The 18,684-nt window shown below is 45.7% G+C and carries 22 protein-coding genes; 17 read left to right on the top strand and 5 right to left on the bottom strand.

From position 1 onward, the window contains the following. Nucleotides 1–255 precede the first annotated feature (255 nt). The 7 genes from C7R92_RS12170 (at nt 256) to C7R92_RS12140 (ending at nt 4,369) form a co-directional block, all read left to right on the top strand. The gene (locus C7R92_RS12170) at nt 256–750 is read left to right on the top strand and encodes a hypothetical protein (RefSeq protein WP_069848909.1); all 495 of its coding nucleotides are present in this window, start codon (nt 256–258) and stop codon (nt 748–750) included. Between the two features lie 188 nt (nt 751–938). Then, complete coding sequence (gene tnpA, locus C7R92_RS12165) at nt 939–1,337, top strand: IS200/IS605 family transposase (RefSeq protein WP_106834434.1); 399 nt, start codon at nt 939–941, stop codon at nt 1,335–1,337. A 4-nt stretch (nt 1,338–1,341) separates the two neighbouring features. Then, on the top strand, nt 1,342–2,397 hold the full coding sequence (locus tag C7R92_RS12160; RefSeq protein ID WP_106834433.1) for an RNA-guided endonuclease InsQ/TnpB family protein: 1,056 nt from the start codon (nt 1,342–1,344) through the stop codon (nt 2,395–2,397). Between the two features lie 325 nt (nt 2,398–2,722). Then, complete coding sequence (locus tag C7R92_RS12155) at nt 2,723–3,277, top strand: delta-aminolevulinic acid dehydratase (protein ID WP_106834432.1); 555 nt, start codon at nt 2,723–2,725, stop codon at nt 3,275–3,277. A gap of 167 nt (nt 3,278–3,444) precedes the next feature. Beyond that, complete coding sequence (locus C7R92_RS12150; protein WP_244195730.1) at nt 3,445–3,801, top strand: YajG family lipoprotein; 357 nt, start codon at nt 3,445–3,447, stop codon at nt 3,799–3,801. 64 nt (nt 3,802–3,865) lie between these two features. Further along, a complete protein-coding gene (locus C7R92_RS33275) occupies nt 3,866–4,000 on the top strand; it encodes a YjcZ family sporulation protein (protein WP_328141004.1) in 135 nt (44 codons plus the stop codon). Nucleotides 4,001–4,084: 84 nt separating this feature from the next. Then, nucleotides 4,085–4,369, top strand: a complete 285-nt coding sequence (locus tag C7R92_RS12140) for a hypothetical protein (RefSeq protein WP_244195729.1) — start codon at nt 4,085–4,087, stop codon at nt 4,367–4,369. Between the two features lie 24 nt (nt 4,370–4,393). On the opposite strand, the gene C7R92_RS12135 is transcribed toward C7R92_RS12140, so the two are convergent. Both C7R92_RS12135 and glnA read right to left on the bottom strand, forming a co-directional pair. Continuing rightward, on the bottom strand, nt 4,394–5,101 hold the full coding sequence (locus C7R92_RS12135; RefSeq protein ID WP_106834430.1) for a L,D-transpeptidase family protein: 708 nt from the start codon (nt 5,099–5,101) through the stop codon (nt 4,394–4,396). A gap of 121 nt (nt 5,102–5,222) precedes the next feature. Then, on the bottom strand, nt 5,223–6,641 hold the full coding sequence (gene glnA / locus C7R92_RS12130; protein ID WP_069849142.1) for a type I glutamate--ammonia ligase: 1,419 nt from the start codon (nt 6,639–6,641) through the stop codon (nt 5,223–5,225). A 226-nt stretch (nt 6,642–6,867) separates the two neighbouring features. Between glnA and C7R92_RS12125 the strand changes: the two genes are divergently transcribed. The 3 genes from C7R92_RS12125 to C7R92_RS12115 all read left to right on the top strand — a co-directional run bounded on the left by C7R92_RS12125 (nt 6,868) and on the right by C7R92_RS12115 (nt 10,080). Next, nucleotides 6,868–7,797, top strand: a complete 930-nt coding sequence (locus tag C7R92_RS12125) for a ketopantoate reductase family protein (RefSeq protein WP_106834429.1) — start codon at nt 6,868–6,870, stop codon at nt 7,795–7,797. Between the two features lie 59 nt (nt 7,798–7,856). After that, nucleotides 7,857–8,792, top strand: coding sequence for a 4-hydroxy-3-methylbut-2-enyl diphosphate reductase (locus tag C7R92_RS12120; RefSeq protein WP_048034646.1), 936 nt, complete (start codon nt 7,857–7,859; stop codon nt 8,790–8,792). Between the two features lie 67 nt (nt 8,793–8,859). Then, a complete protein-coding gene (locus C7R92_RS12115; RefSeq protein WP_106834428.1) occupies nt 8,860–10,080 on the top strand; it encodes an MFS transporter in 1,221 nt (406 codons plus the stop codon). On the opposite strand, the gene C7R92_RS12110 is transcribed toward C7R92_RS12115, so the two are convergent. Next, nucleotides 10,070–10,459, bottom strand: coding sequence for a cupredoxin domain-containing protein (locus tag C7R92_RS12110; RefSeq protein ID WP_016742915.1), 390 nt, complete (start codon nt 10,457–10,459; stop codon nt 10,070–10,072). The genes C7R92_RS12115 and C7R92_RS12110 overlap by 11 nt on opposite strands. A gap of 232 nt (nt 10,460–10,691) precedes the next feature. Between C7R92_RS12110 and C7R92_RS12105 the strand changes: the two genes are divergently transcribed. The 7 genes from C7R92_RS12105 (at nt 10,692) to C7R92_RS12075 (ending at nt 16,973) form a co-directional block, all read left to right on the top strand. Beyond that, nucleotides 10,692–12,311, top strand: a complete 1,620-nt coding sequence (locus C7R92_RS12105) for a YcdB/YcdC domain-containing protein (RefSeq protein WP_106834427.1) — start codon at nt 10,692–10,694, stop codon at nt 12,309–12,311. Nucleotides 12,312–12,327: 16 nt separating this feature from the next. Further along, nucleotides 12,328–12,870 (top strand): RNA polymerase sigma factor, encoded by a 543-nt coding sequence (locus tag C7R92_RS12100; protein ID WP_087343560.1) that lies wholly within the window; start codon nt 12,328–12,330, stop codon nt 12,868–12,870. Next, complete coding sequence (locus C7R92_RS12095; protein WP_106834426.1) at nt 12,851–14,299, top strand: hypothetical protein; 1,449 nt, start codon at nt 12,851–12,853, stop codon at nt 14,297–14,299. The genes C7R92_RS12100 and C7R92_RS12095 overlap by 20 nt, the downstream gene beginning before the upstream one ends. A gap of 142 nt (nt 14,300–14,441) precedes the next feature. Continuing rightward, nucleotides 14,442–14,789, top strand: coding sequence for a PadR family transcriptional regulator (locus C7R92_RS12090; RefSeq protein WP_106834425.1), 348 nt, complete (start codon nt 14,442–14,444; stop codon nt 14,787–14,789). Then, nucleotides 14,789–15,478: a permease prefix domain 1-containing protein gene (locus C7R92_RS12085; RefSeq protein WP_106834424.1), complete on the top strand. Its 690-nt coding sequence runs from the start codon at nt 14,789–14,791 to the stop codon at nt 15,476–15,478. The genes C7R92_RS12090 and C7R92_RS12085 overlap by 1 nt, the downstream gene beginning before the upstream one ends. Next, nucleotides 15,459–16,016, top strand: coding sequence for a DUF4825 domain-containing protein (locus tag C7R92_RS12080; protein ID WP_106834423.1), 558 nt, complete (start codon nt 15,459–15,461; stop codon nt 16,014–16,016). The genes C7R92_RS12085 and C7R92_RS12080 overlap by 20 nt, the downstream gene beginning before the upstream one ends. A 15-nt stretch (nt 16,017–16,031) precedes the next feature. Continuing rightward, a complete protein-coding gene (locus tag C7R92_RS12075) occupies nt 16,032–16,973 on the top strand; it encodes a phosphotransferase enzyme family protein (protein WP_106834422.1) in 942 nt (313 codons plus the stop codon). Nucleotides 16,974–17,012: 39 nt separating this feature from the next. On the opposite strand, the gene C7R92_RS12070 is transcribed toward C7R92_RS12075, so the two are convergent. Beyond that, nucleotides 17,013–18,020 carry an inorganic phosphate transporter gene (locus C7R92_RS12070; RefSeq protein ID WP_106834421.1) on the bottom strand — a complete coding sequence of 336 codons (1,008 nt, stop codon included), beginning with the start codon at nt 18,018–18,020 and terminating at the stop codon, nt 17,013–17,015. Nucleotides 18,021–18,039: 19 nt separating this feature from the next. Then, nucleotides 18,040–18,657, bottom strand: coding sequence for a DUF47 domain-containing protein (locus C7R92_RS12065; RefSeq protein WP_017251487.1), 618 nt, complete (start codon nt 18,655–18,657; stop codon nt 18,040–18,042). Between the last annotated feature and the right edge of the window lie 27 nt (nt 18,658–18,684).

Raw genomic sequence — 18,684 nt, 5'->3', positions numbered from 1 at the left:
TCACTCCCTCCTACTCGATTGGAATGATCCCCGTACCCACCCTCGACCCTGCCGGAATTTTCAACATGAACCCTGTTGAAGGGGGACGTGTTCGCCTTTTGCAGACAGACTACCGACTTCCATGCCTCTTACGTATGTAAAATTTGATTCTCGAAGAAAAAGTAAGAAGATTGTGCGGATTTTGTAGGGATATGTCCATTCATCACGAATAACGTAAAGAAGGCACTTACTTACAATGGGGGAAGTGATGAGGTTGTGATTTCAACTTTGAATAAGACGCTATGCGTTCAGCAACTCGTAGAAAAATTAAGAGACAAGCAGCTTCTTCATGTACCAATCGCTGATCTTCAAGAATCCAATAAAGCATTGTATGAATACGTCAATCAGCTCAATGACTCGATTGCGATCATTCCGACCACGATTAATTCTGTGATTACCGGCGTCATCCGCTTCCAGGAAGGCTACTTTATTACCTTGGGCATGCTCATTTGGAAAGACGCTAACAAAAAAGGAGCGTTCAAAGAAGGGACATTTCTTTTTTACAAGCATGACGCTCATGATTCGATTGAGGATTGCGTCCACATTACCAATTCCATCGAAAATCACAATCTGATGGAAAGCTTGTTCTTTGCGTGCTGCGAGAGCAAGGATGGCGATTCCGTACTTTCCTATTCGCATATCGAGCATGCGATTACATACGGAGAGCTGTATCGTGACATGAAGACCAAAATCAAAAAAGGGTTTGCGTAATCGCTGCAAAACAAGAGGCGGAAAAACTTTACAAGACATGTTACAGAATTTTTCGAGCGAGAAAGCCCACTCCTTTTAGGTGTGGTATGATAGCGAGATTGGAACAGGCGTGTCTTTAGACACGTTAATGTTCCAACGTCTCTTGTGTTTTTGTTGGAGTGAATGATTCAAACTGATACAATCAGTATATGGATAATTATAGAAGAACGGCCACTACCGTATCATTCATTCACTATCATTTTGTTTTTTGTCCTCGATACAGAAAAAAGATATTCCTCAAATTAGATGTAGAAATAAGGTTTAAGGAATTAGTTAAGGAGGTTTGCGATGAATTGAAAATAGAGATTATCGCAATCGAAACAGACAAAGACCATACTCATCTTTTTTTAAACGCTTTGCCAACATTCAGTCCTGCTGATATTATGGCAAAAATCAAAGGGGTTACATCTAAAAAATTAAGAGAGGAGTTCAAACATCTAGCGCATTTGCCTTCTCTTTGGACACGTTCCTATTTTGTAAGTACGGCAGGGAATGTTTCAAGCGAAACGATTAAAAGATATGTTGAACAGCAAAAGACAAGGGGGTGAATACATGCAAGGGTTAACCGTTAAGATTCGTATATTTCCTGCTCAACCAGATATTCTTCGTCATTTAGGAAAGGAATATATTCGTGTAGTCAATCTGCTCACGGAACAAGCTGAACAACTTAGTTCGTTTCCAAAGACAACGACAAAAAATGTTGAAACGATTCTACCATCAGCCGTCTGTAACCAATCCATACGTGATGCTAAGAGTGTTTTTCGTAAAATGAAGAAACTTGGTGGTCGTCCGATTCTTAAGAAACCTGTATATTTCGTCAATAATCAAAACTACACGGTATCTGAAAATACAGTTGCTTTCCCTATCGTTGTAGATGGAAAGACGAAGAAAACGGCGTTTCGTGCTACGATGACTAGCCGAGACAGGGAATGGTTAAGCAAAGGAAAATTTGGATTGATGCGTATCATTGAAAAGTCAGGGAAATGGTACGCTCAAATTTCCGTAGAAGTGCCTACAAGCGTAACAATCAACGAAAACGTCATGGGTATAGATCTTGGTTTGAAAGTTCCTGCTGTTGCAGTAACTTCTACGGGTAAGACATGTTTCTTTGGGAAAGGAAGACAGAACAAGTACATACGAAGAAAGCACCAACAGCGTAGACGCAAACTAGGTAAACTCAAAAAACTGTCTGCCATTCGGAAGTTAGGCAATAAAGAGCAACGTTGGATGAAAGATCAAAACCACAAGATCAGTCGTCAAATTGTCAAAACAGCTATTCAGGAAGGTGTGTCAATCATCAAGCTTGAACGACTAGAGAATATTCGCAAGACGGCAAGAACAAGCCGTAAAAACGCAAAGAACCTGCATGGTTGGACTTTCTATCAACTTCAACAATTTATCTCCTACAAAGCAAATCTTGTTGGCATACAAGTTGTGGAGGTCAATCCCGCCTACACTTCTCAATCTTGTCCTGCCTGTAGAGAGAAGAACAAAGCGAAAGACAGAATGTACGAATGTTCATGCGGATTCCATGCGCATCGTGATCGGGTTGGAGCCATCAATATCATGCGCCAACCTGTGGCAGATGGTAATAGTCTGTCAGCCTAAGATGCTATACGCACTGTCTTAGGATGGGCTGATGAGACAGTCCTAAACTTGGGGGAACTACGGATAGCAGAAATGCACTTTCGACTACCACCCAAGAATCCCACTGATACCGAAGGTGTCAGCTTGCGGCTTTAGCCGTGGGAGTCTCAAGAGTGATATACTGCTATAAATTTTAAAAAATTCCAATTAAAGAGGAGTTTACCTATATCATGATGATGAAGAAGTAACGTCTTGCCATCCACCAGTTGGCCCGACCCCCTCCATGTAAATGGTTTTGTCTACCCACAAATAAAAACCACTTACAACAAAATGGAGGAATATCACGATGAGTAAACCTGAAATGAATGTTGCCTTAGTAATTGGTCCGGATACGGATCTGGACAGCCAAGCAATCCGGAATACACTTGAGTATTTTGGAGCGCGAGTATTTACGTACTGGATTGGTCGACCGAGCGATTTGATTGATGTATTGAATGGTAGCGACCTCTACCCAAATACCGACATGATTGTTCTGAATTTCCATGGGGATGAGGGAAGCCTCATCATGCCAGAGCTGGGCGAGGACGTTTACGAGGAAGGAGAACCAAAGGGTGATTTTGGTCCTGACGACGTTAGACGTTTTGCCAAGCTAGATGGAAAAATCGTGTTAGGTAACGGATGCTCGCTTGGTGATCCTGAATTAGCGAAGGCCTTTATGGACAGTGGTTGCCATACGTATATCGGGCCAGATGATTACCCGGACGGAAATTCTGCGCTGATGTTCGCCCTGCGCTTTTTCTACGAGGTAATTCAAAACAAGAAAAGCGTGGAAGAAGCTTTTCGACTCGCAAAAGCAACGGATGAAGAAACCGAGATGTATCAGCTTTATGTAAAAGAGTAATGTCAACGCAAAGGGAGCCTTTTTTAAGGCTCTTTTTGCATTCTTATGCCCGAAAAGATTCGTCTTTGTCGAGAAATGTCAGGTTGTTATTCTTGTTGAGAGGAATATTTTGAATTATGGTAGGGGGGATTCATTTTAGTTAAGGGGGTCCTTTTTCATTGAAGAAAATGTCTTTTTTCATAGTGGCTTTCGCTATCATGTTGGCTGGATGTAGCTCCGGGCCATCAACGGATACGCCAGCAACACCAGCTTCACCTACACCAGAAGCGACTGCTCCTGCGGCGACAGAGAAAGCAACGATCACGAAAAGTGAATTTGAACAGATTGAAAATGGGATGAGCTTTGAAGAAGTAAAAAAAATAGTGGGCGGGGAAGGTGAACTGCTCGCTGAGGTTGGTAAAGCAGGAGAGGAAGGACACACGATCGTCTACATGTACGAGGGGGAAGGGACGATTGGAGCAAATGCGAATTTTTCTTTCCGAGGCGGAATTCTGCAAGTTAAATCGCAAATCGGACTGCAATAGGGTGAAAAAGGGCGTAGGCAAATGCTTGCGTCCTTTTTCTATTAGGTGAGTGTACAGGCAAATCATGAGAAATGTGCATACAGTAGGGTGTCGAAGGAAAGGGGGAGGCAGAATGGGTTTCTTTAATGACTTTGATGACTTTGCTTTGATCCTGGTCCTGTTCGTTTTGCTTGTGATTGTCGGATGTGCTTGGGATTAAGAAATGGGTTTAACAAAAGAGTGATGCAAAGGGACATATAATCCCTTTGCATTATTCATTTCCGAAACGAGGTGAGAGTGAAAAGTGGCTAGACAAATGAATGGCTTTAGCCCTGAATTTGCAGATTGGCTGAAATCAAATAAGGTCTCGATCAGAAAGCTACAGAAAAATCCTGAATCCCTTGGGCAGTATTATCAAGAGTGGGCAAAAACGAGCCGTCGGCCGAGAAAAGAGTCTCGACCACCACGGCTTTCTAATCTAAATCTTGATATAGGCACAATCCTCAATGGTGTAAAAGTAGCAAACGAGGTATTCAAAACTTTCCAAGGAACGAATGGGATTGGAAGTATGTTTAGAAGGTTTATGTAGTGGAAATACGAACTGTGCCAGGATTTATTCCGCTAATCCCAACTCTTCATAAACCTTGTTTGATACAACACCGTTTGGCTTTAATTTTCGATCCCGTTGAAATTTCTTTAGAGCTGCAGTTGTCGAGGATCGAAACTTGCCATCGCATACCCCGTGAAAATAACCAGCGCTCTTTAATCGAGATTGGATGAGTTGTACATCTCCACCAACGTCGCCTTCCGCTAAATTTCTAGGATCATGGCTTGGGTCCCCTAATATATGCCCATAAATCGTTACTTTTGTTCCGAGTGGAGTCATCTTGAATAATTCGATTACGTCTTTGTTTCTCATACGAATACAACCGTGGCTCAAATGCTTGCCGATTGAATGAGGCTTGTTTGTGCCGTGGATGCCATATATTCCCCATGGGACGTTTAAACCTAGCCATCTCGGACCAAATGAGGGTCCCCAATCTTTTCCTTTTGCTATGACTTTATATTCTCCAACAGGTGTAGGTGTAGAGGGATTGCCAACTGCAACCACATAGGTTTTCAATACTTTCCCATGCTTTCGGATGATCAGCTGATGTTTTCTCGGATAGACCTCAATTGAATATATAGCTTGATCGCTTATGATTGGTAACGAGTGATCGGCGTAAGCCATTTTCTGACCGATAGCGGTTGACATGCTTATGGTCAGAAGAAGAATGGCAGACCCTTGTATGAGAGAGCGAGTTATCTTTTGAATCAACATAATCAATGCGCATCCCATCATCTGTTTTTCGCAATACGCTTTTAATTTGTGATGGGGAGTGGCCTTTTATTCGAATGCAGGAAAAAGCCCTCCTCATCAGAGAAGGGCTTTTTCCTGCAACTTATAGGTCGTAATACAGCTCATACTCCTTTGGATTCACAGTCCGTTCCACTTGCTCAATCTCACCGCGTTTTTGTGCAATCCAACCTTCAATTACTTCTTTTGTAAAGACATCCCCTTCGAGCAAGAAGTCATGGTCTTGTTCAAGTGCGACAAGTGCTTCTGCGAGAGAGCCAGGAGCGCTCTTGATTTCGTGTTTTTCCGCATCGGACAAGTCGTAGATGTTTTTATCCAATGGTCCAAAGCCCAGTTCACGCGGGTCGAGCTTGCGCTTGATACCATCGAGGCCAGCCATCAGCATGGCAGCAAAAGCCAAGTACGGGTTAGCCGTAGAGTCCGGGGTGCGGAACTCAATACGGGACGCTTTTGGCGTAACGGCAGCAATCGGAATCCGAACGGCAGCAGAGCGATTTCCTTTGGAAAAGACCAAATTCACGGGTGCTTCGTAGCCGGGAACCAGACGCTTGAACGAGTTGGTGCTTGGGTTCGTCAAAGCGATCAGTGCAGGGGCGTGGTGCAAAATGCCACCAATGTAGTGCAGCGCAGTCTCACTTAGGTTTGCGTAACCGCCTTGCTCATGGAACAACGGGGTATCGCCGTTAAACAAGCTTTGATGAACGTGCATCCCTGATCCGTTGTCTCCAACGATTGGTTTTGGCATGAAGGTAGCAGTTTTGCCGTGTTTGGCTGCTACGTTGCGCACGATATATTTGAACAGCAATAAATTGTCTGCTGTACGAGTCAGTGTATCGAAGCGGAAATTAATCTCACCTTGACCAGCTGTTGCCACCTCATGGTGATGGCGCTCTACATACATGCCGCATTTCGTCATCAACGTGCACATTTCATTGCGGATATCCATTTGGGAGTCGGTTGGTTGAACAGGGAAGTATCCGCCCTTGTTGCGTACTTTGTAGCCGAGGTTTTGTCCTTCTTTACCTGTGTTCCAGAAAGCTTCTTCTGAATCGATGTGAAAAAAGGAGCCGGATGGACCAGAGGCATAGCGTACGTTGTCAAAGAGGAAGAACTCGGATTCTGGACCAAAGTAAGCAGCGGTAGCGAGGCCGGATTGTTGCAGATAGGCTTCGGCCTTGAGGGCAATGCCGCGAGGATCGCGTGTGTAGACGGTGTTGTCTGGATTGACGATGTTGCAGATGATATTCATGGTTTTGGCTTCTACGAATGGATCGATGAAGGCGGTTGCCGGATCGGGCATCGCTACCATGTCGCTTTCTTCAATGGACTTGTAGCCGATTAGACTGGAGCCGTCAAATGCGACGCCATTACGGAAAGTTCCTTCATCTACCGCGTAGGCAGGAACGGTGACATGGTGTTGGCGGCCGAGCAGGTCAACGATGCGAAAATCTACATATTCCACTTTTTCTGTGTCAATTGTGGACAAGACTGTTTTCATATCCAACATGATTCACTCCATTCACGAATTAAAGTTATGAATTCATTATCAACGTTCGGTTTTTCCTTGATTTCTATATTCCGAATTATATCGACAATTCATATTGTTCGTCAAGAGGTTTTCTTACGTTGAATGTCAGAATTTCTAACATTATATTGTGGGGTTTAGAAAATGGTTACTTTTTAATAAAATGTAGACAAACCATGACTTATAAACGCGGAGGCGATATTAGATGAAGGTTCTCGTACTGGGAGCGGGGGGCATTGGCGGTTATTTTGGTGGCAGGCTGGTTGAGTCGGGGGTAGATGTAACGTTTCTTGTGCGCGAACGTAGATACAAACAGCTGCAGGAGCGAGGCTTGCGCATTCAGAGCATTCATGGGGATTTGCTTTTGGCACAGCCACAACTGATTCAAGCAGGTGAGGAAGCAGGACCTTTTGATGTTGTGCTATTGTCCAACAAAGCTTACACGTTGGAAGATAGCATCGATGCCATCGCTCCGTACATAGGCGAGGGCACGGTCGTCATTCCGCTATTGAATGGAATTGCGCACATGGAACTGTTGTGGGATCGTTTTGGCCGGGAGCGTGTGCTCGGGGGTCTTTGTTTCATTGAGACGACGCTGAATGCTGACGGAGATGTCGTGCAGACAAGTCCAATTCATGATACGGTTTTCGGTGAGTGGGAAGGCGGCAAAAGCGAGCGTGTAGAGCGGATCGAGCAAGCCTTTTCCAAGATCAACGGGACGATGCGTGCAAGCGCAAATATTCAACGGGAAGCCTGGCACAAATACTTGTTTATTGCGACGTTTTCCGGTATTACCACGCTGATGAATTCCGCTGTCGGTCCAATCCGGGAATCGGCTTGGGGCGTAGAGTTGACACGTCAACTCGCTGAGGAAATCGTTTCTGTCATGAACGCCTTGGAGGCACCGATCAAGCCAGATATCGTCGACAAGCAGATGGAGACTTTCCAGAATCAGCGTCCTCAAACGAAATCTTCGATGCTGCGTGATATGGAAAAAGGTCTTCCGGTGGAAGCGGATCATCTTCAAGGCTATCTCTTGGAGCGAGCGGAACAAAAAGGCTTGTCCACGCCGCTCTTAAAAGTTGTCTACAATAATCTGAAGGTTTACGAACAGAAGCGTGCAGGAGACAAATAAGGTATAATACGGGGTGAATGTCTTTCGCTCACGCATTATAAAAAGTAGGAGGGGTAAAGATGGAAGTCATCAAGATTTCCCCCCGTGGATATTGTTACGGTGTAGTGGATGCCATGGTTTTGGCACTGCGAACAGCGCAAAACTTTGACTTGCCCCGCCCGATTCACATTTTGGGCATGATCGTACACAATGCTCACGTCGTCGAGGCGTTTGAAAAACAAGGGATAAAAACATTGGATGGAGAGGATCGACTGGCTCTTTTGGATCAGGTCCATGAAGGAACGGTAATCTTCACTGCCCATGGCGTGTCTCCTGAGGTACGCAAGAAAGCGCGCGATAAAGGCTTGACCGTCGTCGACGCGACTTGCCCGGATGTAACGAAGACACATGATTTGATCCGTGAAAAAGTAGCAGAAGGCTACCATGTGCTCTACATCGGCAAAAAAGGACATCCAGAGCCAGAGGGTGCGATGGGGATCGCGCCGGATCACGTACATCTAGTTCAAAAGCTGGAAGAGCTGGACGCGCTCGATCTGCCGACAGACAAGCTGATCGTAACGAACCAGACGACCATGAGCCAATGGGATGTCAAACATCTGATGGACGCCATTCTTCAGCGTTTTCCAGGCGTGGAAGTGCATAATGAAATTTGTCTCGCAACACAGGTTCGTCAGGAAGCTGTAGCGGAGCAAGTTGGAGAGGCAGATTTGTGCCTCGTCGTAGGCGATCCGCGTAGCAACAACTCCAATCGTTTGGCACAGGTCTCAGAAGAAATCGCGAATGTTCCATCTTATCGTATCGCTGATTTGTCTGAGCTGGACATTGAATGGCTGCGTGGAAAGAAAAATGTGGCGGTTACTTCTGGTGCTTCGACGCCGACTCCATTGACGAAGGAAGTCATCTCCTTCCTGGAGCAGTTCGATGAATTCAATCCGGCTACATGGGAGAAAAAACGCACCGTCAACATGGCGAAAATATTGCCAACGGTAAAATAAATAATAGAGGCATGCTCTGCGTTATGTTTTCTTACACGGTTAATGAACCTCAAAATAGGAGAGTTATATGCCAGAATCACTTTCCGGTTTAGGGCTGGGGGGCGCAAAAGGCAGATACCTAAGTCTTTGCGCCCTTTATCTTTTTATTTACTACGGGTTTGGCGCTTTTGCTCCGCTCATTACGCAATACTACGAATCCATCCATCTAACTGGGACCCAAATCGGTCTCATCAGTGCAGTCGCGCCGATTGTTTCCATTGTGGCACAGCCGATGTGGGGTATGATCTGTGATCGCTATCAAATTCGCAAAACTGTGCTGATTCTGACATTGATCATCACCGGCTTGGTGGGACTTCTCTTTACGGGTGTTTCCAGCTTTGTTTACGTATTTTTGCTCTACATACTGCTGTCGTTTTTTCAAAGTGCTGTCGTTCCCATCTCAGATAGTTTGGCACTTGGTTATGCCAAGGGACATGGCATGCAGTTCGGCGACATTCGCTTGTGGGGAGCTATCGGTTTTGCACTAGCGGCATTCATCACAGGTCTTCTCGTTGAGCAGTGGGGGCCACATGTTCTTTTTTACTCGTTTTGCTTGGCGTTTCTGATTGCCATTCTGTTTCTTCGGAAGGTTCCGGAAGAAGTGACAGAGGCTTCGCGGTTTCGCGTCAGTATGCTTGCGGGGATCAGAGATTTGGCACGAATTCCGCGATTTGCGTTGTTTTTGATCTCATCGTTCTGCATGATGGGCTCTGTAAACGCCAATAATATTTGGTTTTCCCTGTTTTATCAGGATATCGGAGGGACCATTGCCGGAATCGGTCTTGCCTTCTTGTTGTTTGCAGGCAGTGAGGCTCCTTTTATGAAGCTGGCGGGTTATATTGTCCGCAGGTGGGGGCTGGAGTTGACACTCTTGCTATCTGCGATTTTTTGCGCGATGCGCTGGTTTTGGTATAGCTCAGCTCCGAGTACCACTGCCGTGATTGCCATGTTCTTTGTGCAAGGGATTTCAGTAGGCTTTTATTTGGCGACGGCAGCCCAATTTGTGCGCGAAAATACGCCCGCATCCCTTCAGGTGACGGCGTTAGCCATCTTCTTTTCAGTAGGAGGCGGGCTTGGTGCGATGTTTTGCAATTTGGTAGCAGGGTGGATCAAAGATTCGTTTTCGGTGCTAGCCATTTATTTGTTTTTTGGAATGATCACCGCGATCGGGATTATTCCTCTACTCATGATAAAATTCGGACGGTGGAAGCAAATCTCACCAGACGAAGAAGTGCAGGCTAGTCAATGACGAGCATGCCTTGGAAGCCTGTTTCCGGATAGCCAGGTGCGTCTGATACGAAATGATACCGACCGCGTTTGGCGGCTGAAAACTGTAAGAGAGTCGATTGGGTCGGCTTCAATTCTGTGGATGTAAGGTTCAGATCACGAATGGATAGATTGTGAGGGCGCGTATCGGTGTTGACGATCATCAACGAGACTCGCTCTCCTTCGTGTGCAGTCAATTGATTGGGCAAAAAGCCAGCGCTAGAAATCGTAACGGTATGTGTCCGTGTGGCGATCGCGTACGAAGCGGGCAGGCGATGGTGATGATGTGTCCAAAGTAGCGTTAATGTCACAGCCAGAGCGATGATTGGATAACGTAGCTGCCGATACCAGTGACGAGACATTTTGCTTTCAACTCCTTTGAGGACCATAGCTTGGGGAAGTTACTATTATCCTGTCCCCGGAGTGAAGGGGATAAACACTTTTTCCCTATTCGATTGATGTACTTTCCCTGTCATGCAAAATAAACAAGACTGTTGATGATTGATTCAACAGCTTTTTTTATTTTGTATTTTTTGTAACCTTTTTCTATTTCTTACGATTAATTAATGTTGAAAAAAATACGGGAGGATGTAAATGATGAAAAAGCTGAATAAAGTGATTTTTTCGGTAACAACTGCAACTCTACTTGCTACTACGCCAATCCATCTAACGAATAATGGTCAAGTACTGGCGGAGGAGAGCAAGGCAAAGGAGCTTACACCTGAATGGAAAGTGAAGGTAGAGCTTGCAATCCAAAAGGTAAAGGAAAGGCTGCCATATTTAGCCGATTTTTCTTACAGTACGCTTAAGATTTTAGAAAAAAATGATGGAACGAATCGTATAATAATCATCTTGCAAACGTCCAAGGAGAAGAAGGAACCGTCTTTTGAATTCGGTTTGGATAAACAAGGGAATCCCGATTGGTTTAGCTACAACGAGGAATTTCCCGAAGAAGGAAGGCCGAAGATTGAGCATGACAAGGTAGTCAGCAAAACAACAGATTTTATGAAGCAATGGTACGGAGCAGATATGGGTGGCTTCAAATATAACCCTAATTATTCGGATCAAAATATAGCTTTGTTTACTAAACAGGTAAACGGCCTTCCATATCTGAATGTGAGTGTTCGTCTAACCGTAAACAGCAAGGGGGAAATCATATCGAAAGGGTCAGGCTTATATGATCTCGGAGGCGATGATGCACCAGCCCTCGAAGATTTGAAGTTTGCTGATCCTAAGGAAGCCATATCCAAGGATCAGGCTGAAAAGGCCTTCGCCAAACACCTGAAGCTCTTTTATTTGAAACAGCCAGCAGAGGGATGGGACGAGAAAACGAAGAAATACTTGTATGGCTCTCCTACCTTACGCTACAAATCGGAATTCTCGGAATTTATCGATGCCAAAACAGGCAAGGAAGTTCCTGATTATGAAGGTTCGGGGAGTGCTTATAATCCTATTGTCAGAGTGAATCCTGTCGGTAAGGAAGTAACCGTAAAGACGCCAGAGGAAGCAGCAGCTATGTTCGCTGCTTTTGGGATCGAGAGCAAAGCTGAAAAAATAAAAGAAGGCATTTCTGAAGATACGAAAGGTAAGGAATATTCACATGAAATCAATAAAGACTTGGAGGCTATCATTGTAACGGAGGAAGAAACAGGACGATTCATAAGCTACGGTATGGTTGACAAGAAAAAGAAAGAAAGAGAATACCCTGAAGAAGATCCAAAGGGAAAGAAATGGCTAACGCCAGAAGAATCGATGAAACTAGCTATTACTGCGCTGGAAAAGTACGGACCAAAGCATCTAAAAGAAGTGATGCCGATTGGGACAGCAGAGTTTCGACAGAGAGGCGCCGTGCAGGGCTTCAAGTTTGCAAATGTGCACGAAGGGATTCCTGTTCTGGATGATGTGATTTCTATCAGAATAGACCGTATCACGGGAGAGGTGATAGGTCTGCATATGTATGATGTATCTTGGGAACCACTCATTCTGCCTGACCCCAAAAAGGCTGTATCACATGAGCAGGCGCTAAAGGAATACTTGAAAGTGCGTCCACTGGAGCTGCAATATTTCACATCGGATGCCGATATTTTGTCGGATAACCCAAACTATCAACCCATTCTGGTGTACAGAACAGCCATATCTCTAGACCACCGAGAAATGGATGCCCTAACCGGCAAATTTACTACTGCAGCTGAATTTCATAAAAGTCCGTACTAAGGCAGGAGGCTAACCCGTGCAGGAGGATATCGAGCAGCGGATCAGCGCGATCTATCATGCTCACTATCAGGACGTTTACTACTTTCTGCTCCATTTTACCGGAAATCAGAATGATGCCGAGGATTTGACGCAGGAGGTTTTTACGAGAGTGTTAAAAGGGCTCGCCGGATTTGATGGCAGAGTCACTCTGAAAACATGGCTCTTCTCTATTGCCAAGCATGCGGCGATCGACCAGCATCGCAAGCAGAAGGTCAAGTCCTTTTTCTCGGAAAACTGGCTGATGAAGCTGGCGACCAAGGAAGGGAGTCCGGAAAACGTCCTGACCAAGAGGGAAAACGTTCGTGAGCTGAAGCAAGCGATCCAAAAGCTAGCGCCCCATTATCGTCTGGTACTGATTTTGCGCTGCATCGAGGAATACAGCATCAAGGAGACGGCAGAAATCCTGGGTGTATCGGAATCCAAGGTGAAAGTAAACACCCATCGGGCATTAAAGCTGGTCAAAGAAATGATGGATGATACGGAGGAAGGGGGCTTTCTAAATGAGTGGGCTAGAGGATGAGAAGCTGACGGTCCAACTGCGAGGGTTAAGAAGGCAAGACCCACCCCCTCGTCAGGAATTTGTCACCTATTTGGATCAGACGCTGGTTAAACAGGCAAGGCAGATGAAGCAGAGGAAAACAGCGGGCCGTATCTTGTCGATGGCAGGAGGTGCAGCTGCAACTGTCGTACTGGCTCTCTTGGTAGCTGTGCCTGACGGAAAAGAAGCACCAGAGGGGACCAGCAGTGTACGTACAGAGCAGCGTGCAGAGAATGCGCCCTCACTGGCAAAAGAGAAGGACATACCGGAGCAAAGGAATATTCCTCTTGTTGCCGAGCAGCGGAAAATAAGCCAGGTGAAAGAACAGCCCAAACAGAAAGAACGGAGTGTCATTACGCAATCACAATCGCTCCCAAAAAGCCAAACACTGCCAAAAACGGCAAGCAATACGCCAACGCTGTCTGTCGAGCAATATATGAAGCAGAAATTAGGCGATAAGAGTACGCAATATCAACTCGCTTCTAACCATCTGGAAAAAGATACGGCTGTTTTTCAACGCGTCATTAACGGTATACCGTTCGCCGACAGTGTCGTGAAGGTTCACTTGGAGTCAGATGGAACACCAGCGGGTATGGTCATTGAAGAGAATTTTGATGCAGAAGCGGATCTCTCGTTATTTCCCAATCCAGAAAAAGCAATTTCCAAAGAGGAAGCAGTACAAAGGCTGACAGCCAGTTTGAAGCAAGAAGAAGTAGCGACTTTTGCAGGCTATATCAACGCATTGAACGGGGAAGTCCTCGATCGTCGCTTTCAGAGCGTGGCAGCAACTGGTAGCTATAGCCTCATCCCGATTCAGGCACAAGGTAAGCTGCTCATGGCCAACTCAGATGAGGAGATAGCTACTCTGATCCAGAAAGAGTTCGGCGTACGTATCGGAGGGGATAACCGTCCATTATCAACAGAAGAACACGAATCGTACATGGAATATACGTGGAAAATGACAGATGCTACTTATCTCACTGCGAGGTTTGCCAAGAAATCTGGTCAACTGCTGGCGTATCGGATGAAAACAAATACGGAGTCACATACTTCCCCAGAGCTGTCCCAAGCAGAAGCAGCCCAAATCGGTGCCAAAAAACTGGCGTACTATTTGCCAAGTCAAATCACACAGCTTGCAATGGAGGGTGCGGTGGTGGAAGACTCAGCAATCAGGCTAGACTTCATTGCCATTACACAAGGAGCAAGAGCGGAGAGTCACAAGTATAAGGTTTGGGTGGATAGCACCAGCAGACAGGTAGTAGGCCTGGAAGGGAATTTTTCAGAGATAGGCGAGTCATCTACAGAGTCTAACAAGGGGAATAGTCCCTCACTGGAACTGCATTATGTTTGGCCGGAATTAAACGGAAAACGGACGCCAGCACCCTATCTGGTGTACCAGGTGAAACAATGAAACGATCGGGCTGCCTATTTGTTCAAGACCATCTCAACTTTTTGAATGGTCTTGTTTTTTTGTGTGAGTAGAAGCGATTTAACACATATTACTTTGTCACACATAGTAATGTGTGTTATGCTATAGTTGCGAGGTGAACGAGATGAGTGACAGCAGTATCAGCAGTGACATTATCCGCGGTCATATCGATACGATTATTCTCCGTGTCCTGTGTGACGGCGATAACTATGGATACGAAATCATCAAATCCATTTTCAAAAACAGCGGCGGGCGTTACGAACTGAAAGAGCCTTCCTTGTATACCAGTCTGAAAAGATTAGAGTCACACAAGCTGATTGCTTCGTACTGGGGAGATGAGAGCCAGGGGGGCAGACGCAAATATTATCAGGTGACAGAAGCAGGTAGAGAGGCGTACGAAAAAGCGCTGGCATCCTGGAAAGTCGCCAAAGAATTGATTGACCAGCTCATCGAAAGGCGGGAGGAAGTGTGATGGAGAATTTACAGCACTATGTCGATCAATTGTTTCAAAAATATAGAGGAAGTAAACAAATCGAGGAGCTCAAATGGGAAGTATTGAGCAATTTGGAGGCAAAGGTCGCCGACTTGGTTGCAGATGGGCTATCACTGGATGAAGCGGTGAAAAAAGCAAAGGCCAATCTCCCTTCGATTGATTCGATTGTCGGAGAACGCCGCAAAGTCTACATACTTCCACTCCTGCAAGAACTGTTGCAGCTCGGATTGCTGTACACACTCATTGCCTGGATTGTGACTATGCCTCTGCGAATTTGGGGCATGGGTATCTTTTTGAACTATGGTCTGTTTGCGATTTGCATACTCATCGGAATCGTCTATTTGATTTTGCTGGGGATCAACCGACCGGCTTCTACGCAAAATTTGACCAGTATGAATGTCCGGTCTGCCTTTTTGCTGCGGAAAACGGGCTGGATGCTTTGGGCGCTTTATATTGTCGGGACATTCGTTTTTACGACTGCGCTCTATTTTGGCAGTAATCTATGGTTTTCAACACCAGTGAATCTTACTGGACCGTATCAATTCGCTAACATTGCCGTAGCGTATGCGCTGCCGTTTCTCTCCATACTCATACCACAATGGCTCCACGCCATTCCGCGGCTTATTTTGAAATACGATGCAGGGGAAGGTGACATCATTGCGAAATAAAATGATTCTTGCCTTGGTTCTCATCGGGGTTGTCCTGTTCATGGTCATTCAGATCGTAATGATCCCGGAGAACGAAGCGCAATCCGAGCAATATCAATTAGCTCAGCAAAGCCCGCTGACTCACGATTTGGAATCCATTTTGCCATACAAAAACAAGTACATGGGCGCTACTTCGAATCTGGTCATGTTCAATCATCTGCCGTTGAGTCATCTCAAGCGCACCTTTCAGCTCCGTCCGGAGAAGTTTACGATTGAGATTCATTACGAGGACATGACGACCGATGTCAAGGCGAAATTGTTCAAGCAAGCGATGCTGTATAACTCCGTGTCAGCCTTTGCGCTGGTAGATAATTTGCAAACCGTAGAATATCGTTTTTCTGATACGACGATTGTTGCCACACGAGTTGCTATTCAAGGTCTCTTTGGTGAGGGTTTGGCATCGCTTTTGACAAAAGAAAAATGGAGTACAAGCGTGCAGGACAAATTGCGGGATGACATGTTTGTAGAAGAAGGCATAAAGGTTCTTACGAAAAAGTAAAAGGGGAAATGAGCAATGGTATCAGATACGGTAAAAAACCAGGTATTTGCCCGACTCGGTTGTCAGTCATCTGAAGCCAAACTCCTTGGAGGTTATAACCAGCACGTATTTGAGGTAAACCGTGGTGAAAAGCTTGTGGTCAAAATAGAAGAGGAGTCAGCCGCCTCTGAGCAAGGTGTCTTATCTGAATGTGAATGGTTGTCGTATATGCATGAACATGGGCTGCGTGTGGTGAGGCCATTACGCATCACAGCGGATACCTATCTCAACCGAATTTCAGAGGAATGCTTTTTTGTTGTCTATGAAAAGGTAGAGGGGGCTCACGTCAGTCCGCAAGACAAGGACGTGTGGAACCATACCTTGTTCGAACAATGGGGAGAGATGATGGGCAAGATGCACACTCTCGCCAAAACGTTTCAACCTGTTCATGAGCGGCCACAGTGGTTTGCGAATCGGTTGTTTGAAGAAGATAGCCGCAGTGTTGACCCGATCCTGTTGGAAAAGCTGCAACAATACCATCACGCGTTCAAAAGTCTTCCCGTCTCCGACGATCATTTTGGTTTAATCCATGGGGATTTGCATCATCACAATTTTTTGCGGAAAGAGGACGAGTTGACCCTTCTCGATTTTGGAGACAGCGAATACCATTGGTTTGCTTATGATATAGCGATTGCCGTGTATCATACAGCCCAGACAGTACCAAAGGGATCAGCGAGGAAAGAGTTTGTCCACTCCTTTTTCCAATCGTTTATGGAAGGCTATTCACGTGGTAATCCCACTGCGGTGTTTCTCTCCCAGATTGATTTCTTCATAGATTACCGCCACCTCTTTTCCTATATCTATCACAGTGTTTATGCAGACATGAGCCAATTAACAGATCAACAGCGCAAGTATTTGGACGAAATGCGATTATCTTTACAGAAGGGAGAGTCTTACTTAGGCTTTCCATTAGAATAAAGAAAAAAGGGGCGAGCCTGGTACTCGTCCCTTTTGCATTTAGATAAATACATGTAGCAAAAAATACGTAGCTGCAGCGAGCAAGGCAGATATCGGCAGCGTAATAAACCAGGTGATCACGATGCGTTTGGCGACGCCCCAATTGACGCTTTTCAGCCGTTTGGCTGCGCCGACCCCCATGATCCCGGAAGAGATGACATGGGTAGAGCTGACAGGCAATCCTAGCTGCGTAAAGGTAAAAATGATCGTGGACGAGGTGAGATCGGCAGTTGCACCATTGATTGGTTCGATTTTGGTGATTTTGCCCCCGACCGTCTTGATGATTTTCCAGCCTCCGACAGAGGTTCCCAAGCCCATCGCAAGGGCACAAATGAACTGCACCCAGAAAGGAATGGTGCTTGTATCTGCATGCAGGTCAGCGGCTACGAGAGCGAATACGATAATGCCCATCGCTTTTTGTGCGTCATTGGTTCCATGTGTAAAAGATTGCAGGGCCGCCGTGAAAATCTGAAAGAGGCGAAAACCCCGATTGACCTTGGTAGGAGGGATCATGATCCGACTAAAAATGAAATAAACCAAATTCATCATGAGGTAAGCAGCTGCCAGCGCGATAACCGGTGACACAATGAGCGCCTGGAAGATTTTTAAAAAACCAGCCCAGTTGATTTGCGCGCTCCCGGCGGAAGCGAGGACTGCCCCTACGAGTGAGCCGATGAGAGCGTGAGACGAACTGCTGGGGATACCGTACCACCATGTAATTAAATTCCAAAGGATCGCAGACAGGAGAGCAGCCATGACCACAAGCACTCCGAATTCCAGCTTGGCTGGATCGGCGATATCTCCACCGATCGTTTTGGCGACCCCGGTAAATGTCAGGGCACCGATAAAGTTCATGATAGCTGCCAGACCAATGGCAATCTTAGGTGGGAGAGCTTTGGTGGATACGGTGGTTGCAATGGCATTGGCTGTATCGTGAAATCCGTTAATAAAGTCAAAGGAAACAGCCAGGATGATAACCGCAATAACTAGAGGAAGGCTCGTATGCATGAAAGTAGGTCTCCTTGGTTTAAGAGTTGCCCATGATCACAGATTCCATCGCATCCGCGACATCCTCACAATGATCCATGACATCTTCCAGCACTTCGTACACCTCTTTGAGCTGCATGATGTGAATTGGATCGCTCGAGGTTTTGAACAATTGCCGGATGCTCCCCCTCACCAATTCATCCCCTTCGCTTTCTAAATCGTTAATGCGGATGATGTACTCCTTCATAGCGGACAGCTTTTGCTTTTGGAGCAGCTCAATGGCGAGAAGAATTTGCTTGGTAGCGTCTTCGATGAGTTCCCCGAATCTCACCATCGTTTCATCTGCTTCCATGATGTCGTACATATAGAGCCTCGAAGCACAAAACTCCAATCCGTCCAGTACGTCATCCAGCTTGACGGCAAGGTCCAGGACGTCCTCACGCTCGATGGCGGTAATAAATGTCTTGTTGATTTGCACGATGATTTCATGGATGAGCTTGTCGCCTTTTGTTTCGTACTCTTTCATTTCTGTAGAAAAGGTTTTGACAGTCTCCAATGAAGTAATCTTGTATTCATTAAAATAGATCGCTGTTTGATGCACATTTTTCGCAATCTCATACAAGTCATCCAAGAGTGCGTCCGATTTGGTAAAAAGCATAAACAAACCTCCACTTCGAAAACCCGA

The sequence above is a fragment of the Brevibacillus porteri genome, from assembly GCF_003013475.1.
Taxonomy (GTDB): Bacteria; Bacillota; Bacilli; order Brevibacillales; family Brevibacillaceae; genus Brevibacillus; species Brevibacillus porteri.
This window is presented reverse-complemented; position numbering and strand designations above follow the sequence as displayed.